The organism is Rhodoferax sp. TH121 (assembly GCF_002251855.1).
In the GTDB taxonomy this organism is placed as follows: Bacteria; Pseudomonadota; Gammaproteobacteria; order Burkholderiales; family Burkholderiaceae_C; genus Allorhodoferax.
Genome location: NZ_NOXW01000020.1, coordinates 623,112 through 642,573, shown reverse-complemented (window position 1 = coordinate 642,573; position 19,462 = coordinate 623,112). Strand labels below are relative to the sequence as shown.

Annotated in this window: 14 protein-coding genes; 8 read left to right on the top strand and 6 right to left on the bottom strand. The window is 58.1% G+C overall.

Annotated elements, in window-relative coordinates; translation table 11 throughout:
- Positions 1-77: 77 nt before the first annotated feature.
- Entirely contained in the window at positions 78-1,022 is a 945-nt protein-coding gene (locus CHU94_RS09065) for a GGDEF domain-containing protein (protein ID WP_176451975.1), read from the bottom strand.
- 234 nt (positions 1,023-1,256) lie between these two features.
- Between CHU94_RS09065 and CHU94_RS19240 the strand changes: the two genes are divergently transcribed.
- Positions 1,257-1,400: a hypothetical protein gene (locus tag CHU94_RS19240; protein WP_176451974.1), complete on the top strand. Its 144-nt coding sequence runs from the start codon at positions 1,257-1,259 to the stop codon at positions 1,398-1,400.
- 171 nt (positions 1,401-1,571) lie between these two features.
- Here CHU94_RS19240 and CHU94_RS09055 read toward each other — a convergent pair whose 3' ends face one another.
- The 4 genes from CHU94_RS09055 to aceE all read right to left on the bottom strand — a co-directional run bounded on the left by CHU94_RS09055 (position 1,572) and on the right by aceE (position 8,824).
- Entirely contained in the window at positions 1,572-2,396 is an 825-nt protein-coding gene (locus CHU94_RS09055; protein ID WP_094478900.1) for a hypothetical protein, read from the bottom strand.
- 179 nt (positions 2,397-2,575) lie between these two features.
- Complete coding sequence (lpdA, locus tag CHU94_RS09050; protein ID WP_094478898.1) at positions 2,576-4,411, bottom strand: dihydrolipoyl dehydrogenase; 1,836 nt, start codon at positions 4,409-4,411, stop codon at positions 2,576-2,578.
- 15 nt (positions 4,412-4,426) lie between these two features.
- Positions 4,427-6,097 (bottom strand): dihydrolipoyllysine-residue acetyltransferase, encoded by a 1,671-nt coding sequence (aceF, locus tag CHU94_RS09045; protein ID WP_094478896.1) that lies wholly within the window; start codon positions 6,095-6,097, stop codon positions 4,427-4,429.
- 18 nt (positions 6,098-6,115) lie between these two features.
- Positions 6,116-8,824: a pyruvate dehydrogenase (acetyl-transferring), homodimeric type gene (gene aceE / locus CHU94_RS09040; protein ID WP_094478894.1), complete on the bottom strand. Its 2,709-nt coding sequence runs from the start codon at positions 8,822-8,824 to the stop codon at positions 6,116-6,118.
- Between the two features lie 167 nt (positions 8,825-8,991).
- Between aceE and CHU94_RS09035 the strand changes: the two genes are divergently transcribed.
- From CHU94_RS09035 to CHU94_RS09015, 5 genes are all read left to right on the top strand, one after another.
- Entirely contained in the window at positions 8,992-11,538 is a 2,547-nt protein-coding gene (locus tag CHU94_RS09035) for a PAS domain S-box protein (protein ID WP_217901296.1), read from the top strand.
- A 4-nt stretch (positions 11,539-11,542) separates the two neighbouring features.
- Entirely contained in the window at positions 11,543-12,169 is a 627-nt protein-coding gene (locus CHU94_RS09030; RefSeq protein ID WP_094478892.1) for a response regulator transcription factor, read from the top strand.
- A gap of 71 nt (positions 12,170-12,240) precedes the next feature.
- Positions 12,241-13,113 (top strand): bifunctional methylenetetrahydrofolate dehydrogenase/methenyltetrahydrofolate cyclohydrolase FolD, encoded by an 873-nt coding sequence (gene folD, locus CHU94_RS09025; RefSeq protein WP_094478890.1) that lies wholly within the window; start codon positions 12,241-12,243, stop codon positions 13,111-13,113.
- A 52-nt stretch (positions 13,114-13,165) separates the two neighbouring features.
- A complete protein-coding gene (locus CHU94_RS09020) occupies positions 13,166-15,211 on the top strand; it encodes a M3 family metallopeptidase (RefSeq protein WP_094478888.1) in 2,046 nt (681 codons plus the stop codon).
- Positions 15,212-15,251: 40 nt separating this feature from the next.
- Positions 15,252-15,887 carry a glutaredoxin domain-containing protein gene (locus CHU94_RS09015; RefSeq protein WP_094479358.1) on the top strand — a complete coding sequence of 212 codons (636 nt, stop codon included), beginning with the start codon at positions 15,252-15,254 and terminating at the stop codon, positions 15,885-15,887.
- A gap of 66 nt (positions 15,888-15,953) precedes the next feature.
- Here CHU94_RS09015 and CHU94_RS09010 read toward each other — a convergent pair whose 3' ends face one another.
- Complete coding sequence (locus tag CHU94_RS09010; protein ID WP_094478886.1) at positions 15,954-16,763, bottom strand: mechanosensitive ion channel family protein; 810 nt, start codon at positions 16,761-16,763, stop codon at positions 15,954-15,956.
- Positions 16,764-17,082: 319 nt separating this feature from the next.
- Here CHU94_RS09010 and CHU94_RS09005 point away from each other — a divergent pair, with 319 nt between their 5' ends.
- Positions 17,083-18,417 carry a site-specific integrase gene (locus tag CHU94_RS09005; RefSeq protein ID WP_094478884.1) on the top strand — a complete coding sequence of 445 codons (1,335 nt, stop codon included), beginning with the start codon at positions 17,083-17,085 and terminating at the stop codon, positions 18,415-18,417.
- 38 nt (positions 18,418-18,455) lie between these two features.
- Positions 18,456-19,448 carry a hypothetical protein gene (locus CHU94_RS09000; protein ID WP_141211431.1) on the top strand — a complete coding sequence of 331 codons (993 nt, stop codon included), beginning with the start codon at positions 18,456-18,458 and terminating at the stop codon, positions 19,446-19,448.
- The last annotated feature ends 14 nt before the right edge of the window (positions 19,449-19,462 follow it).

The window sequence follows — 19,462 nt, the reverse complement described above, 5'->3', positions numbered from 1 at the left end:
GCCAACCGAAAAACTTGTCGATAGGTCGGGTTCTTTGCGCCCATCAAATTGCGACTTGCGAGGAAGCGACCGCCCGCTCAGAAGCGCACGCTGTTGCGGCCGCCATGTTTGGCCAGATAGAGCTTCGCGTCAGCCGCAGCGACCAGCGACTGGGGCGTGGAAGACGCATCGCTCACGGCGACGCCGATCGACACCGTGATGCCGGGCAACCTGGAACCCGTTGGCGACACCACTGCCATGGACTGCGCGGCGTCGCACATGCGTTGTGCCGTGGCGATGGCCTCGGGCAGTGTCGTGTTGGGCAGCAAGACCAAAAACTCTTCACCACCATAGCGGGTCGCAAAGTCATAGGGCCGCACCGTAGTCTTTAGCACATTGCTCAATGCGACCAAGGCCTGGTCGCCACCCTGGTGTCCATGGGTGTCGTTGTATTGCTTGAAATGGTCAACATCAATCAGCAAAACACCCAAGCCCTGCTGACCCTTGATCGACTGCTCCAGCAGACGCTCCATCGCATTGTCGAGCCAACGCCGGTTGTAGAGGCGAGTCAGCGCATCGACATCGACATGGTCTGTGAGTTCCTGAATCTGCAAACGGTCGCGGACGATGCGGTGCGTGTTCTCCTTCAGCCACCGGGTCAGCAGCCGCAGCAGATTACCCGCCACTGAATGGGTATTGGCCACCATTTCCTGAATCAGGTCCCTGTGTATGCCGAATACCCGGCTCGGAACCTTGGCCACCACAAACGCCGAGGGTCGTGTGCCGTCCATGACCGACATCTCTCCAACGGATCCACCCGGCGCTACTTCACGGATGGCCGGAGAATCTAGGGTGTCAAAGTGAATGGTCAGCGCACCGCTCAACACGAGGTAAACATAAGCGTTGTCCTGGTCAGGCGTCAGCAAAACCTCGCCAGCCGCCAACAACCGTGGGGTCGCATGCCCGGCGACCTGCTCCAAAATGGAATCGGGCAAGTTGGACAGCAATTCCGTTTGGGCTAGTTCCTGGGTTAGATAAGTCATGGGATGGTTTAACTCGCTCAGAACACTTATGGACCGCATCAATTTCTACGATAGGCCGCTATTGTCCGACATTGGCTCCCATTTTCCTGCCTCTAGCTTGGAGCCCTCATCCCTCAAGATACTCCTCGTACCCACGGCAAGCTGGGCGGAATGGGACGCAAGTTTCTGCAGCAATTCCGTTGGTGGGCAGCGGGTCTCTAGGTAAGGAATGAGGTTCTCGCGATTGAAGACATCGTGATCCACATGGATCGCGGCAAGGTAGTGGACGGCGGTTTCGAAGAAGTTGTCTCCGTTGAGTATCAAAGCAAAAATGGCATGACAGAGCGCGATTTCCTCGGGATGCAGGTGACAGAGATCAAATCACTTCGACGCTTGTAGTTTTTTTCTGGCGCTTACAAAGAGGCCTGAGATTTGAAGCGCAAGGGCCTTAAGGATGCAAGAGCGATTCAGTACCAGACCACCCATGCAAGGCGTAATGGCATTGTTATTGAAGATTCACGCAGCCCTCATGGAATTTGCGCGTCCAGCTACTGAGTTTGCAGTAATTCGTTAGCTACTGACGACCGTGGCGTCAACGATGCGGAAGAACCCCTCCTCTTCCACAATCTTCAGCATGACCGTCACGTCGTGCACCGCCACGCCATGCGGCGTGCGCACGCTTATGAGCTTGAACTGCGTCCAGCCGCGAATCGCATCGAGCGAGATGCTTTTAGGAACATCCATCCTGAAATTGCCATCTCCTTCTTTCATCATGGAGGTATCTCCATTGAGCACCTGCATCACCTGCACGTGATCGAAGTAGTCGAGAGGCCCATACTCGGTTTCAAGGTTTCTGATCCGTGTCAACAGTGTCTCCAAGTTCTGGCCTTTGACAGCCTTGGAGGAGAACAATGGGGCAAGCGGCCCGTGCTGCCCAGTCACCAAGTGAAAAGAGAACTGGTGCGTGAAGGCTCGCAGCCGCTCGGCGAGCAGCGTCGCCGTCGCCTGTTCGCCCACGATACGCAGTTCACTGCGCCGCTTCAAACCAACCCAGACATAGCCTGGCACGATCTGCTGCACGTCGTCCTGATCCACGATGTCGGCGAAAGATTCGGAGTAGACCTCTTCGCGGCCGGCGATGCCCAGGAAACGCAGCGTGTAGGCCGCGGGCGACTTGAAGGGCCCGTCATCGTCCCACGAGGACGGCTCGCCAGCCTCGTCGAGCAGTACGAACAGGTCTCGGTTCCACAGAAAGTGCAAGCGCTCCCGCACCGCCCCAGGCCTGAACTTGCCGCCCCGGTCTGCGAAGATCGACAGCACCTCGTCAAAGGGCAGGTTCTGGCGCTCGATCAATCGGTCAAGCAGCTGTTTAATCTCCTTGGGGGTCGTTGCCACGTGGTACTCCGTTGTAGGTGACAGGCCAAACAGTCTAGCCGACGATCAATTGGGACGGACAGGAAGTCCAATGGTACGGAGGGTAGTTTGGCAAGAGAGAACTTTCGAAGAAAAAAAGGCCGCACAGCCCTTACGGAATCTGCGCAGCCAGGTACTGAATTAGTAGCAGTTTTTAGTGATTACTTCTTCTGCGGCAGCACATCCGTGCAGCTGCCATGCGCAATCTCCGCCGCCATGCCTATGCTCTCGCCCAGTGTGGGGTGCGGGTGAATGGTCTTGCCGATATCTACTGCATCAGCGCCCATCTCGATCGCCAAGGCGATCTCGCCAATCATGTCGCCCGCATGGGTGCCCACCATGCCGCCGCCCAGGATCTTGCCGTGGCCATGGGCCTCGGGCGAGTCGTCGAACAGCAGTTTGGTCACGCCTTCGTCGCGGCCGTTGGCGATGGCGCGGCCAGAGGCGGTCCAGGGGAACAGGCCCTTCTTGACCTTGATGCCTTGCGCCTTGGCCTGGTCTTCGGTAAGGCCCACCCATGCCACTTCGGGGTCGGTGTAGGCCACGCTAGGAATGACGCGGGCGTTGAATGCCGCAGCGGCCAATTCCTTGTTACCTTGGAGTTCACCGGCAATCACTTCGGCTGCCACGTGCGCTTCATGCACCGCCTTGTGCGCCAGCATGGGCTGGCCCACGATGTCGCCGATGGCGAAGATGTGCGGCACGTTGGTGCGCATCTGGATGTCGACGTTGATGAAGCCACGGTCTGTCACCGCCACACCGGCCTTCTCTGCGCTGATCTTTTTGCCATTGGGCGTGCGGCCCACGGCTTGCAGCACCAAGTCGTACACCTGCGGTGCGGGGGCAGTACCGCCCTCTTCCGCTGCTGCAAATGTCACTTCAATGCCTTCAGGCAAGGCGCGTGCGGACACGGTCTTGGTCTTGAGCATGATGTTGTCGAAGCGCTTGGCGTTCATCTTCTGCCAGATCTTGACCAGGTCGCGATCGGCTCCCTGCATCAGGCCGTCCATCATTTCCACCACGTCCAGGCGGGCGCCCAGCGTGCTGTAAACGGTGCCCATTTCCAAGCCGATGATGCCGCCACCCAAAATCAACATGCGCTTGGGAACTTCCTTGAGCTCCAAAGCGCCGGTGGAGTCCACGACGCGCGGGTCGTTGGGCATGAAAGGCAAACGCACGGCTTGCGAGCCGGCCGCAATGATGGCGCGCTTAAAGGTGATAACTTTCTTGCTGCCGGTCTTCTCTTGGGCGGTGCCGCTGGTTTCTTCGACTTCAAGGTGGTTCGCACCCACAAAGTTGCCGTAGCCGCGCACGGTGGTGACCTTGCGCATTTTGGCCATGGCAGCCAAGCCACCGGTCAGCTTGCCGATGACCTTTTCTTTGTGGCCGCGCAGCTTGTCAATGTTGACCACGGGTGCGCCAAAGTCCACACCCAGGTCCGCCATGTGGCTAACTTCGTCCATGACCGCCGCCACGTGCAACAGCGCCTTGGAAGGAATGCAACCCACGTTCAGGCACACGCCGCCCAAGGTGGCGTAGCGCTCGACAACGATGACCTTGAGGCCCAAGTCTGCCGCGCGGAATGCCGCGGAGTAACCGCCGGGGCCGCCACCGATGACGACCACATCGCACTCCAGATCTGCACTGCCGCCAAAGCTGCTGGCCACTGGGGCCGAAGCCGCCGGGGCTGCTACAGAAACAGGAGCTGCTGGCGCAGATGCGGCGGGCGCTGCAGCCGATTTTGCCTCAGAAACTGCGCCGACTGCATCGAGCAACACGACCACAGAGCCTTCTTTGACCTTATCGCCCAGCTTGACTTTGAGCTCGGTGACCACACCGCCGTGGCTGGCCGGGATCTCCATGGAGGCCTTGTCGGACTCCACGGTGATCAGGCTTTGCTCGGGCTTGATGGTGTCGCCGACCTTGACCAGCAGTTCGATAACCGCGACTTCGTCGAAGTCACCGATGTCCGGAACCTTGATTTCTACGATTGCCATATTCAGGTTCCTGTCTTAGAGCAGCACGCGGCGGAAGTCACCCAGGATCTGGCCCAGGTACACGTTAAAGCGGGCAGCCGCGGCGCCGTCGATCACGCGGTGGTCCCAGGTCAGCGACAAGGGCAGCATCAGGCGTGGCTGGAAAGCCTTGCCATCCCACACGGGTTCCATCTGGCTCTTGCAGACGCCCAGAATAGCGACTTCAGGCGCGTTGATGATGGGCGTGAAGTAACGGCCACCAATGCCACCCAATGAAGAGATGGTGAAGGTCGCGCCGCTCATGTCGGCAGGGCCGAGCTTGCCATCACGGGCCTTCTTGGCCAGCTCACCCATTTCCTGGCTGATCTGGAAGATGCCTTTTTTGTCGGCATCCTTGATCACAGGCACCACCAAGCCGTTAGGCGTGTCGGCCGCAAAACCGATGTGGTAGTACTGCTTGTAGATCAGCGCATCGCCGTCCAGCGAGCTGTTGAACTCGGGGAACTTCTTGAGCGCAGCCACGCAGGCCTTGATCAGGAAAGCCAGCATGGTGACCTTGATGCCCGACTTCTCGTTCTCTTTATTGGTAGAGACGCGGAAGGCTTCGAGGTCGGTGATGTCGGCGTCGTCGTGATTGGTGACGGCCGGAATCATGACCGCGTTGCGCAGCAGGTTGGCACCGCTGATCTTCTTGATGCGGGACATTTCCTTGCGCTCGATCGGGCCGAACTTGGCAAAGTCCACCTTCGGCCAAGGGATCAAGCCTAGGCCGGCGCCGTCGTTGCTGCCGGCAACCTTGGCTTGGGCTGCAATGGCCAAGGTCTGTACCGCACCACTCATCACGGAACGGGTGAAGCCTTGCACGTCAGCCTCGGTGATACGGCCCTTGAGGCCGGAACCCTTGACTTCGTTCAGCGGCACGCCCAGTTCGCGGGCGAACTTGCGCACGGATGGGGATGCATGGGGCAAACCAAGCGTGGTGCCTCCGGGCGCGTGCGCGGGCACGGCCACAGCGACAGGCGCTGCCACAGCAGCAGCCACAGGCGCCAGAGCTGCGGCGGGGGTAGCAGGCATGGCGGCAACCGCAGCGGGAGCCGCAGCAGGGGCGGCTGCGGCACCAGCCACGCCTTCCAGAATCACCACCAAGTCACCGATGTTGACGGTGTCACCCAGCTTGACCTTGATTTCCTTCACCACACCGGCGGTGCTGGAAGGAATCTCCATGGAAGCCTTGTCCGACTCCACGGTGATCAGGCTCTGCTCCACCTTAACGGTGTCGCCAACTTTGACCAGCAGTTCGATGACGGCCACGTCTTTGAAGTCGCCGATGTCGGGCACCAGCACATTCACAGGGCCGGAGGCCGCTGGCGCTGTAACCGGGGCTGCCGCTACAGAAACAGGAGCTGCTGGCGCAGACGCTGCCGGCGCTGGAGCCGCTTTTGATTCCGCAGCCGGAGCTGCAGCAGCACCTTCGGCTTCCAGCACCAACACCACAGAACCTTGCTTGACCTTGTCGCCCAGCTTGACCTTGATCTCTTTGACCACACCGGCGGTGCTGGAAGGGATTTCCATGGAGGCCTTGTCGCTCTCCACGGTGATCAGGCTTTGCTCGGCCTTGACCGTGTCCCCGACTTTGACCATTACCTCGATCACCGCCACCTCGTCGAGGTCGCCAATGTCCGGGACTTGTACTTCTACGATTGCCATATTGTTTGTCTCCGGTGCTTAGGCGTACAGGGGGTTCACTTTGTCAGCGTTGATGCCGTACTTGGCGATGGCTTCCGCCACCTTGGCCACCGGCACGGTACCGTCTTCGCTCAGGGCCTTCAGGGCGGCAACCACGATGTAATGGCGGTTCACCTCGAAGTGCTCACGCAGCTTGCTGCGGAAGTCGGAGCGGCCGAAGCCATCGGTACCCAGCACTTTGTACGTACGGCCCTTGGGCACGAACGGACGGATCTGCTCGGCATAGGCCTTCATGTAGTCGGTAGACGCGATCACGGGGCCGGTGGACTTGTTGAGTTGCTCGGCCACGAAAGGCACACGCGGTGTTTCCAGCGGGTGCAGCAGGTTCCAGCGGTCAGCGTCCTGGCCGTCGCGGGTCAGTTCGTTAAAGCTTGGGCAGCTCCACACGTCGGCGCCGATGCCCCAGTCTTTTTCCAGCAACTCTTGCGCCGCAATGCTTTCGCGCAGGATGGTGCCGGAGCCCAAAAGTTGTACGCGGGGAGCCTTCTTGGTGAGCGCAGGGCCGGCCTTGCACTGGTACATGCCTTTGATGATTTGCTCTTCCGTGCCGGGCTGCAGGCCGGGCATGGGGTAGTTTTCATTCAACAGGGTCAGGTAGTAGAAGACGTTGTCTTGCTTCTCGACCATGCGCTTCAAACCGTGGTGCAGGATCACGCCGACTTCGTGGGCGAAGGTCGGGTCGTACGAGATGCAGTTCGGGATAGTGCCGGCCATGATGTGGCTGTGGCCATCCTCGTGCTGCAAACCCTCTCCGTTCAGGGTGGTACGGCCGGAAGTGCCGCCCAACAAGAAGCCACGGGCTTGCATGTCGCCAGCCGCCCAGGCCAAGTCACCAATGCGCTGGAAGCCGAACATCGAGTAGTACACGTAGAACGGCACCATGATGCGGTTGCTGGTGGAGTAACTGGTGGCCGCTGCAATCCAGCTGCTCATGCCGCCGGCTTCGTTGATACCCTCTTGCAGGATCTGGCCGGCCTTGTCTTCCTTGTAGTACATGACCTGGTCTTTGTCGACCGGGGTGTACTGCTGGCCTGCGGGGTTGTAGATACCCACTTGGCGGAACAAGCCTTCCATACCGAAGGTACGGGCCTCATCCACCAGAATCGGCACCACGCGGGGGCCCAAAGCCTGGTCGCGCAACAATTGGGTCAGGAAGCGCACATAGGCTTGGGTGGTGGAAATCTCACGGCCTTCGGCAGTGGGTTCGATCACAGCCTTGAAGGTTTCCAGGGACGGCACGGTGAAGCTCTCGTCCGCTTTGGTACGGCGGTGCGGCAGATAGCCACCCAAGGCCTTGCGGCGCTCATGCAGGTACTTCATTTCAGGGGTGTCGTCTGCAGGCTTGTAGAACGGCACCTTGGGCAACTCGCTGTCCGGCACGGGGATATTGAAGCGGTCGCGGAAGGCCTTGATGTCTTCGTCGGTCAGCTTCTTGGTCTGGTGCACGGTGTTCTTGCCTTCACCGGCTTTGCCCATGCCGAAGCCCTTGACGGTCTTGATCAACAAGACCGTCGGTTCGCCCTTGTGGTTTACGGCCTTGTGGAAGGCGGCGTACACCTTCTTGGAATCGTGGCCACCGCGGCGCAGATCGAAGATTTCTTCATCGGACATTTTGGAGACCATCTCCAGCGTGCGGGGGTCCTTGCCGAAGAAATGCTTGCGCACGTAGGCACCGTCGTTGGCCTTCATGGCCTGGTAGTCGCCATCCAGCGTTTCCATCATTATTTTCTTGAGGGCGCCTTCCTTGTCGCGGGCCAGCAAAGGATCCCAACCGGAGCCCCACAGCAGCTTGATCACGTTCCAGCCGGCGCCGCGGAATTCGCCTTCGAGTTCCTGGATGATCTTGCCGTTGCCGCGCACCGGGCCGTCCAGACGCTGCAAGTTGCAGTTGATTACGAAGACCAGGTTGTCCAAGCCTTCACGGGCAGCCAGGCCGATGGCGCCCAAGGATTCCACTTCGTCCATTTCGCCGTCGCCGCAGAACACCCAGACCTTGCGGTTTTCGGTGTTGGCAATGCCGCGGGCGTGCAGGTATTTCAGGAAACGGGCCTGGTAAATCGCCATCAATGGGCCCAAGCCCATGGACACAGTGGGGAACTGCCAGAACTCGGGCATCAACTTGGGGTGCGGGTAGCTCGACAAGCCCTTGCCGTCCACTTCCTGGCGGAAGTTGAGCAACTGCTCTTCGGTCAGGCGGCCTTCCAGGTAGGCGCGGGCATACACACCGGGGGACACGTGACCCTGGATGTAGAGGCAGTCGCCACCGTGGTTTTCGCTTTCAGCGTGCCAGAAGTGGTTGAAGCCGGCGCCGAACAGGCTGGCCAGCGATGCAAAAGAGCCGATGTGACCACCCAAGTCCCCACCATCTGCGGGGTTGTGGCGGTTGGCCTTCACAACCATGGCCATGGCATTCCAGCGCATATAGGCGCGCAGGCGCTCTTCAATTTCCAGATTGCCGGGGGAACGTTCCTCGTCCTGGGGCTCAATGGTGTTCACGTAGCCGGTGGTAGCCGAGAAAGGCATGTCGATGCTCTTTTGGCGTGCGTGCTCGAGCAGTTGCTCCAGCAGGAAATGGGCGCGTTCGGGGCCTTCAGCTTCGATGACGGCACTGAGCGCGTCCATCCATTCACGGGTTTCCTGACCGTCCACATCGGACGTACCCAAAGGGTTTTGGGGAACTGCAGCCATCGATGTCTCCTTCTTGGTACTTTGGCGTAATTTAGTGCGGTGTACCTAGTTTCTCATATTTATTTGAGAATTTCAAATCATGCCAACCCATTTCTTATTGTGGAATTTATTGCTGCTTTGCAGCACATGCGCCGTGGGCTACGGCGCCCCTCCCCTACACTCGGCGTATGCCCTTGCACAAAGTGATCTCATTGCCAAAACCCATCGCCCTGCCCTCCGTCGATGGCGCACGCCGTTGGTGGCATCGGCTCACGCCACACCGCCAAGACCGTGTGGCCATGTTGGCTCCGCTGGCGGCCGTGTTGTTGTTTTTTGCAGCCATTGTTTCGGCACTGGGCTATTTGCGCGTGGAAGAGATGGACCGCGAGCAAGAAGCCGTACAACGGGATGTGGAGTACACCCAACAGCGCCTGCGCCTGCGCCTGCTGGAGCGGCAAGAACAAATCATGCGGATAGCCCGCGAAATCTCGAACCGCGAGTTGGACCTGGACGATTTCCGGCAACGTGCCGCCGCCATGCTGGACCAGTACCCCGAGGTACAGGGCATGGCCTGGGTGGATGACAAACAACGCACCCGCGCTAGCTTGGGTATGGGTGGCAATTTCTCGGGCAGCTTGCAGTCCAGCAACGACGTACTGTCCTTTGGCGCACGTGAAGCGGGCTACACCCTGACGCGCGAAGTCAACCAGCCCCTGTACATCCAGCCCCCACGGGCCAAGGACGAGGCACCCATGCTGCAAATGTTCGTCCCGCTGAACGAACGGGGACGTTTCTCAGGGGTGCTACTGACGGAATACTCGGTGGATGGCCTCTACCGCTATGGGGTGCCATCGGAAGTTTCCGCGCGCTACGCGGTTTCGCTGCAAGACGCCAATGGCAAACTTTTGGCCGGCACCAGCATTCCGGACCGCAAATTGGTAGGCCGTGTGATGCCCTGGAGCAACCCTGCCAATGAATACGCCATGCCGGTCTCGCCAGTAGGCGCTGGGCTGGTGATCCGGGCGCAGGCCTACCGGGCCTCGCTGGGGGTCATCGGCAGTGGTCTGTTTTGGCTGGTCAGCGCCCTGAGCGTGATGACAGCTTGGATGCTGATTGCCAATTGGCGCCACACCCGCCGCCGCGTACAGGCACAACAAGCCCTGATGTCGGAGACCAACTTCCGCCGCGCCATGGAAAACTCCATGCTCACCGGCATGCGCGCCATGGACCTGCAAGGCCGAATCACCTACGTCAACGCTGCGTTTTGCCAGATGACAGGCTGGAGCGAATCCGACCTGGTGGGCCGGACAGCCCCCTTCCCCTATTGGCCCGACAGTGACCGGGACAATCTGGCTTCTCGTCTGGAAGAAGAAATGCATGGCAACACGACGCCGGGCGGCATTCAGGTCCGCGTCAAACGGCGTGACAACACACTTTTCGACGCCCGGCTGTATGTGTCGCCGCTGATTGACGCGATGGGGACACAAACAGGTTGGGTCACGTCCATGACCGACATCACCGAGCCGAACCGGGTGCGCGAGCAGCTCTCGGCATCACACCAACGCTTCACCACCGTGCTAGAGGCGTTGGACGCCTCCATCTCTGTGGCACCACTGGGCAGCGACGAGCTGCTGTTCGCCAACAAACTGTACCGCCAATGGTTTGGGGTACAGGCAGGTGGCCACTTGCAGCTGGTGGCAGAGGCTGGCGTACCCATGAACACGACCAATGACGAAGCGTCAGACAGCGTGGACTCGTTTGCCGGCCTGCCCACCACCGCTTTGCCAGACAGCGATTCAGAGAGTGCAGAAATCTTCATCACGGCGCTGGGCAAATGGCTGGAAGTGCGCACCCGGTATCTGAGCTGGGTCGATGGTCGCTTGGCGCAGATGGTGATTGCCACCGACATCACCACCCGCCGTTTGGCCGAAGAGCAGGCGGCCATCCAGGCCGAGCGGGCACAAACCTCCAGCCGGCTCATCACTATGGGCGAGATGGCCTCGAGCGTGGCCCACGAGCTGAACCAGCCCCTGACCGCCATCAACAACTACTGCAATGGTATGGTGTCGCGCATCAAAGAAAAGCAGATATCCGAGGAGGACCTGCTGGGAGCCTTGGAAAAGACTGCCAAACAGGCCCAGCGCGCGGGCCAGATCATCCAGCGCATTCGTTCCTTCGTAAAACGCAGCGAGCCTAACCGCACGCCTTCCGAAGTGGCGATCATGGTGGCTGAAGCCGTGGAGCTGGCTGAAATCGAGCTGCGCCGTTTCAATGTGCGCTTGAACCACTATGTGGCAGCGCGCCTGCCCATGGTCATGGTGGACCCCATCCTTATCGAGCAAGTGCTGGTCAACCTGCTGCGCAATGCGGCCGAATCCATTGATTCAGCACTGCGCCAAACCGCAGATCGCATCGTCGAACTGAGGGTATTGCCGCGCCACATTGACAACAAGCCTGTCATCGAGTTTTCAGTGCAGGACACAGGCAAAGGCCTGGCACCCGAAGTCATGGCGAGGCTCTACGAAGCTTTCTATTCCACCAAGGCCGATGGCATGGGGATTGGCCTCTCTTTGTGCCGCTCCATTGTCGAGTCTCACCTTGGGCGAATGACTGCGGAGAACATCTACAATGGCACGGAAGTGTCAGGGTGCCGCTTCTCTTTTTGGGTGCCTCTGACCGAAGGTAGCGCCCTGACCTATGCAGAGCCTCCTGCCCCCCAACCCAACCTCGGATAACTGAATGAGCTTGATCCCCAAAAAAGGAACGGTTTACGTAGTCGATGACGACGAAGCAGTGCGGGACTCCCTGCAGTGGCTGCTGGAGGGTAAGGGGTATCGGGTTCGCTGCTTTGATTCCGCCGAATCGTTTTTGAGCCGCTACGACGCGCGCGAGGTGGCATGCCTGATTGTCGACATCCGCATGGGTGGCATGACCGGCCTGGAACTGCAAAGCCGCCTCATCGAAGCCAAGTCTCCCCTGCCCATCGTCTTCATCACCGGCCACGGTGACGTGCCGATGGCCGTGGACAGCATGAAAAAGGGCGCCATGGATTTCATCCAGAAGCCCTTCAAAGAAGACCAACTGGTCAGCCTGGTGGAACGCATGCTGGAGCACGCCAAGGACACCTTTGCCGACTACCAGCTCGCCGTCAGCCGCGACGCACTTCTCTCCAAGCTCACCTTGCGCGAAAGCCAGGTTCTGGAACGCATTGTTGCCGGCCGCCTGAACAAGCAGATTGCCGACGACTTGGGCATCAGCATCAAAACGGTGGAGGCGCACCGCGCCAACATCATGGAAAAACTCAGCGCAAACACGGTGGCCGATCTGCTCAAGATTGCCTTGGGCCAGAACGCCCCAAAAACCTGAAACTTCACTTTTTATAGCACTTTACGCCCGCTCTGCCTCCGCTGCGGGCGTTTTTACTTGAATAATCGACCATGACAGTTCCCGCACAGACCATTGACGGCAACGCCCTGGCGGCCCAACTCCGCGGCGACGTCGCCACCCGTACCGCAGCCCTCAAGGCCCGCGGACTCACTCCCGGGCTGGCCGTGGTCCTGGTTGGCGACAACCAAGCCAGCCAAGTCTATGTTCGCAACAAGGTCAAGGCCTGCACAGATGCCGGATTGCATTCCATACTGGAAAAGTATGAGGCCTCCATGACCGAGGCTGAATTGCTGGCCCGCGTGGACGCGCTGAACAATGACCCCAGCATCCACGGCATCCTGGTGCAGCTGCCTTTGCCTGCACACATTGACGCGCACAAGGTGATCGAGGCCATCTCGCCCGCCAAAGACGTGGACGGATTCCACGTAGCGAGTGCTGGCGCGCTCATGGTGGGCCAACCCGGTTTTTGGCCCTGCACCCCCTACGGTTGCATGAAGATGCTGGAAAGCATTGGCTACAGCCTCAAGGGCAAGCATGCCGTCGTCATTGGTCGCTCCAACATCGTGGGCAAGCCCATGGCCATGATGCTGTTGCAACAAAATGCCACCGTCACCATCTGCCACAGCGGCACCGTCAACTTGAAAGCCATGACCCTGCAAGCTGACGTGATCGTGGCCGCCGTAGGCAAGCGCAATGTGCTCACCGCCGACATGGTCAAACCCGGCACCGTGGTCATCGACGTGGGCATGAACCGCGATGACGCGGGCAAACTCTGCGGCGACGTGGATTTTGCTGGCGTGAGCGAAGTAGCCGGCTACATCACCCCGGTGCCTGGTGGCGTGGGCCCCATGACCATCACCATGTTGCTGGTCAACACGTTGGAAGCCGCAGAGCGCGATGCGGCCCTGCGTGATCTTGCATAAGCCCGGCCAGACCCCATCTGCTTTTGAGTTTCACTGCCCCGTCCCAACCACCATGAATCCTTTGTTAAACGCCACCGGCCTGCCCCTGTTCGACCAAATCCGGCCAGAACATGTGGAACCCGCCGTAGACGCGCTGCTGGCCCAGGCCGAAGAGGCATTGGAGACTGTGGCAGCCACCGATTTCCCCGCCGAATGGGATGCCATCGCCCGGACACTTGACGTCGCCACTGAAAAGCTCGGCATGGCTTGGGGCGCGGTAAGCCACCTCAATAGCGTGGCCGACACACCAGAATTGCGTGCGGCCTACAATGAGGCGCTGCCCAAAGTGACCGAATTTTGGACTCGCCTGGGGGCAGATGAGCGCCTCTACGCCAAATACAAAGCCATTGACACCACGGCGTTGAACCCCGAGCAACTGCAGGCCCACAAAAACGCTGTGCGCAACTTTGTACTGGGCGGTGCCGAGCTTCAAGGTGCCGAGCGCGAGCGTTTTGCAGCCATCCAGGAAAAGCAGGCCGAACTTGGTCAGAAGTTCAGCGAAAACACCCTGGACGCCACTGATGCCTTTGCCTACTACGCCAGCGAGGCTGAGCTGGACGGTGTACCACCCGATGTGGTGCAAGCAGCACATGCCGCGGCCCAGGCCGAAGGCAAAGCAGGCTACAAACTCACACTGAAGATGCCCTGCTACCTGCCCGTGATGCAGTTTGCCACGAGCAGCGCCCTACGGGCTGTGCTGTACCGTGCCTACGTCACCCGCGCCTCCACCGAAGCAGAGCCCGAGTTCCAAAAATTCGACAACAGCACCATCATCCGCGAGCTGTTGGCCTTGCGCCAAGAGGAGGCACATCTGCTGGGATACGCCAACTTTGGCGCACTGTCCGTAGTGCCCAAGATGGCGGATTCTCCTGCCACGGTGATCGCATTTCTACGTGACTTGGCGCGCAAGGCACGCCCCTTTGCCGAGCAAGACATTGCCGACCTGCGCGCCTTTGCCCGTACTGAGCTCGGCCTGAACGACCCGCAGGCCTGGGACTGGCCCTATATCTCTGAAAAGCTCAAGGAAGCGCGCTACGCTTTCAGCGAACAGGAAGTCAAACAGTACTTCACGGCACCCAAAGTGCTGGCAGGCCTGTTCAAGATTGTGGAAACCCTCTTCGACGTGGAAATCCGCGAAGACAACGCCCCTGTGTGGAATGCCGGTGTGAAGTTTTACCGGATCGAACGACGTAATGCCCAAGGCCTGCAACTGGTGGGCCAGTTCTACCTGGACCCCACGGCCCGCAGTAGCAAGCGTGGCGGCGCCTGGATGGACGATGTGCGCACGCGCTGGCTGCGCCCCGACACTGGCCAACTGCAAACCCCGGTAGCCCATCTGGTCTGCAACTTTGCGGAAAGCGTAGACGGCAAGCCCGCGCTACTCACACACGATGACGTCACCACCCTGTTCCACGAATTCGGTCACGGCCTGCACCACATGCTGACACAAGTGAACGAACGCGATGTGTCTGGCATTAGCGGCGTAGAGTGGGATGCGGTGGAGCTACCTAGCCAGTTCATGGAAAACTTTTGCTGGGAATGGCGTGTGCTGCAACACATGACAGCCCACGTGGACACCGGTGAGACACTGCCCCGTGCATTGTTTGACAAAATGCTGGCGGCCAAAAACTTCCAGAGCGGTATGCAGACCTTGCGCCAAATCGAGTTTTCACTGTTCGACATGCTGCTGCATACCGACCACGACCCTGCAGCTGACTTCATGCCCCTGCTAGAGCAAGTGCGCCAAGAGGTTGCGGTCTTGCAGCCTCCTGCCTGGAGCCGGACCGCCAACACTTTCAGCCATATTTTTGCGGGCGGTTATGCCGCGGGTTACTACAGCTACAAATGGGCGGAGGTACTGAGTGCGGACGCTTACGCCGCATTTGAAGAATCTGCCGATGCCCAGGGCGTGCCCAACCCCGAAACCGGCCGACAATACCGGAAGGCCATTCTCGAGGCGGGCGGTAGCCGTCCGGCCATGGAGTCGTTCAAGGCCTTCCGTGGCCGTGAACCTTCACTGGATGCACTGCTACGCCACCAAGGCATGGCGCAGCCCTGAATTCTTGTTGACACACACCTTGCAGGATAACCCCATGACCATGCAGACCCGCATCACCCTCATCGGCACCCTGGCACTGGCATTGCTAGGCCAGACCAGCCTGGCCCAACCGGTCTACAAAATTGTGGGGCCGGATGGCAAGGTCACGTTTTCCGACAAGCCTCCAGCTTCGGCAGACAAAGGCAAAGTAGCCGCAAGTGGCACGGCATCAGGCGGTGGCAACTCTGGCCCCGACCTCCCTTACGAATTGCGCCAAGTGGCGTCCAAATACCCCGTTACCCTTTACACAGCAACCGGCTGTGCCCCCTGCGATGCAGGCCGTGCGCTGCTGAAAAATCGGGGCATCCCTTTCGCCGAGCGAACCGTGAGCACGCAAGAAGACCTGGAAGCCCTGCAGCGCTTGGCCGGCGACAAATCCCTCCCCTATGCAACGATTGGAGGACAAAAGCTCAAAGGGTTCTCCGACCTGGAGTGGTCGCAATACCTCAATGCGGCCGGCTATCCCGCAGCCTCAGCGCTTCCCAAAGCCTACCGCTTTGCCTCCCCAACGCCGCTGGTTGCGGTGCAAAAACCGACCACCCCCACCAATTCGGCAACAAAACCCGCCGAGGCACCCGTAGAACCTGTAGCACCGCCGGCGCAAGCACCGTCCAACCCCGCGGGTATCACCTTCTAGACCAAGCTTGGCTCCATGCAAAAAGGCCGCCTTATCAGGCGGCCTTTGTATTGGTGTTGCCCTGTTTTATAGTGTCCGATGCACTATCGGCGTCTCTGGTACGGGATAACCTGCTGCGCCAAACGTACTTACCACTGCTTTGTGTGTGTCAAAGTAGACCTGCCAGTAGTGATCGGTATGGGTATACGGGCGCACGCACAGCAATGGGCCCTCTGGAGTGAACTGCAGAATCTCAATGTCAGGTGCGGGCGTCGCAGCCACGTTGGGAATCGCCGCCACAGCAGCACGCAAACGTGCAATGGCGTCGAGCACATCCACCCCATTGGCCACCTTGGCTACGCAATCCACGCGGCGATACGCCAAAGTACTGAAGTTCTGGATGGAGCCCGAGAACACGGTGTTATTACCCACTATGGTGACCACATTGTCGGCAGTGATCAGGGTGGTACCAAACAGACCCAGCTCCTTGACGGTACCCGTTACGCCACCTGCAGTTACAAAATCACCCACCTTGTAGGGGCGCAACACCTGCATGAACACACCCGCTGCAAAGTGGGTGAGCAAGCCGCCCCAAGCGGTGCCAATTGCCAGACCGGCACCTGCAAGCAAAGCGGCAAATGAAGTGGTCTGCACACCGAATATGTCCAAAATCGCCAAGATCAGAACCACGTTCAGAATCACGGACAAAATGGAATTCAGGTAATTGGCTAGGGTCTGGTCCACCTTGCCCCCGCGCTGCAAGGCTGCCCCCAGCAAACGCAAGGCTAGCGATATCAGCCAGCGCCCAACAATCCAGGCACCCAAGGCCCCTAGCAATTTCAAACCAAAATCCGCGCCTTGCGTGGTGAGAAATGTCCAAATGACTTCTGTGTTCATGTACGCGCCCTCCTGAAATGAAATCGGAATCGCCAATACGCCTGACGCCAAGCCACATGTGGCTGCGTTGCATGATAGCTGCCATGCAGGGCGCGATTGGGAGGCTTGTGTGAAGTGCGTCACACAGGGACGAAAAAAATGCCCGATCATTGATCGGGCATTTTTCAACTTTGGCGGAGACGGAGACCGCTTGCCATGTTGTCCAAGTGAGTCTCGGAAACTCCAGTTGAGCGACAAAATCCATAGCAGATGAGACATACAGCGCAATCTGTTCATCCAATGGTGTTGATTGTTATCCAAGACCATCAGATAATTGAATATGCATACAGATATTCAATCAACCTCCATCGAACCCGATGGTATTGAACCATCCTCATTCATAAAGTCAACGGATGCGCGTCCTTACAGTACAGCTCGTGATCGGCTAACGCCACTAGGTATCAAGCGACTAACTACGCCTGATCTTTACCACGATGGAGGTGGCCTTTACCTCCAAGTATCTCTTTCCAAGCGCAAAGCTGAAAGTGCATCGGGTCCAGCAATCAATAAATCGTGGGTGTTTCGATATCGTTTACAGGGCAAGCTTCGCAGCATGGGACTTGGCTCTCTTAATGACTTGACTCTTGCTGAAGCACGAGAGGCAGCTAGAAAACTGCGACAAACAGTCAGGGACAAGCGCGACCCAATTGACGAACGAGAACAACGCGCCCGTGAGCTTGCTTTGCAGCGAGCCACAGAGGTTACTTTCAAGGAATGTGCTGAGGAATACCATCTACGCGAGGCCACTAACTGGAAGAACGCCAAGCACGCTGCGCAATGGATTAACACCTTACGCACTTATGCTTTTCCAAAAATTGGGAGAATGAAAGTGCACAACATTGGCAAGCCAGAGGTGCTGGGCGTGCTTGAACCGATATGGAAGGTCAAGCCAGAAACGGCAAGTCGCGTAAAGCAACGGATGCATGCCGTGTTGGATTGGGCTGCCTCAAGGGACCTGTATCCCAACTACCCCCATGCCATGTGGGGGCAGATTGACCGGGTACTTGGTTCAGCGCGTTCAGGCGAGAAATCACATCATGCCGCATGCCCTATCGACCAAGTTTCAAAGGTTGTCACTGCCCTTCGTCAAAGTGCTAGTCGACCAATTGTCAAGCTGGCATTTGAGTTCACTCTTCTTACAGCTGCACGTTCAGGTGAAGCACGCTTGATGACTTGGGCTGAATTTTCCGAAGACGAAGCACTATGGAAAATTCCAAGCTCAAGAATGAAAGCTGGCAAAGAACATAGGGTTCCCTTACCTGCACGCTGCGTTGAAATACTCGAAGAAGCACGATTGATAACTGGCAATAGGCAACTGGTCTTTTGCCATCCGAAGACGGGCAAGGCCTTTAGCGATGCAGTATTTACAAGCCTTCTACACAAAGGACTGGGCTTGCCTTACACCATGCACGGCTTTCGTTCATCGTTCAGGGACTGGGGAGCTGAGCTAACCGACCACCCCAGAGAACTACTGGAGGTTGCATTGTCACATTTGCCTGGCGATCAAACCGAACAAGCCTACTGGCGTGGTGATGTGTTGGCCAAGCGTCGCAAATTGATGAACGACTGGGCTCAGTTCGTAGAGAAAGATCATGCTCACACAAAGTCGACCTGAATGGGATTGGTCACTTCACCATACTCAAAATCATTGATATGAAAAAAAGGAAAGACCGTAAAGCCACATCTCGTCCATTGCTTGGACGGTCACGGAAAGATCCAACAACTTTGCATATCACTAGTGGTCCTGGTGACGAGCGCGAACTTCATACCCCTGCTGGGCCACTGGCACTTAAATGGCGAAGCCGATTTTCTAGTAGCGACGGTAGCGCAGATTCTGATGGTGATCGACCGCATCGCCCTCTCCACTTGACCAATAAAGTGGGCCAATGGAGACGTCCAACAGGAAAGAACCTGAATGAGTACTCCAACTGGGAGAAATGGCAAACGGAAATGTGGATGTGGGAATTCCTGCGACGGGACAAGCGGTACCAAGAATACGCCAAAGATGAAACTTCCGATATGACGACCGCGGCCGCCGAGCATTTCTTGCAAACCTACAAACCCCACGCCGAAGAATACGAACCCAATCCACCACGCTTTTTGGTCAGCATCACCTCTTATCCGAAGCGGGAGCAGTTTTCGGAAGTTCACCTTCTACGAGCCAAAGGACAGGAAATTCAAGATGACCGCCGTCTGTCGATCAAGTTAGGTCATGACGATGTTGCTATCACATTCAAGATCGCACCGATGCTTTTCAACCTTGAAGGCAGCTTGGCAAAACAGCTCAAAGATGCTGAGGATCGATTGCGGGATTTTGGAAGGCTTCTTAGGGGTATTTATCTTGAAGACACGAGCCGAAATAAAACCACCAATCCAAGACCATATTCTCCTGAGGAGCTTCTTAAAATGATTCGATGTCTCGACCTTAAAGTGAGCACCTCGCTGAACGGCGGGCAAATTTTTGACGTACTAAATCCACAGCACCCATACACTCCAAGTGAAGATTCCAATGTGGATCCTGATAAGAGAGCAAGCGACATTTACCGAGAAGCTCTAGACCTTGCAGGTGGCGGATATACAGGACTAGTGCTTTCTCAAGTCAAGAGCAAAGCGGTCCCTCGTAAATCGGTATCCAAACGAAAATAAATGACGCCCCGCAG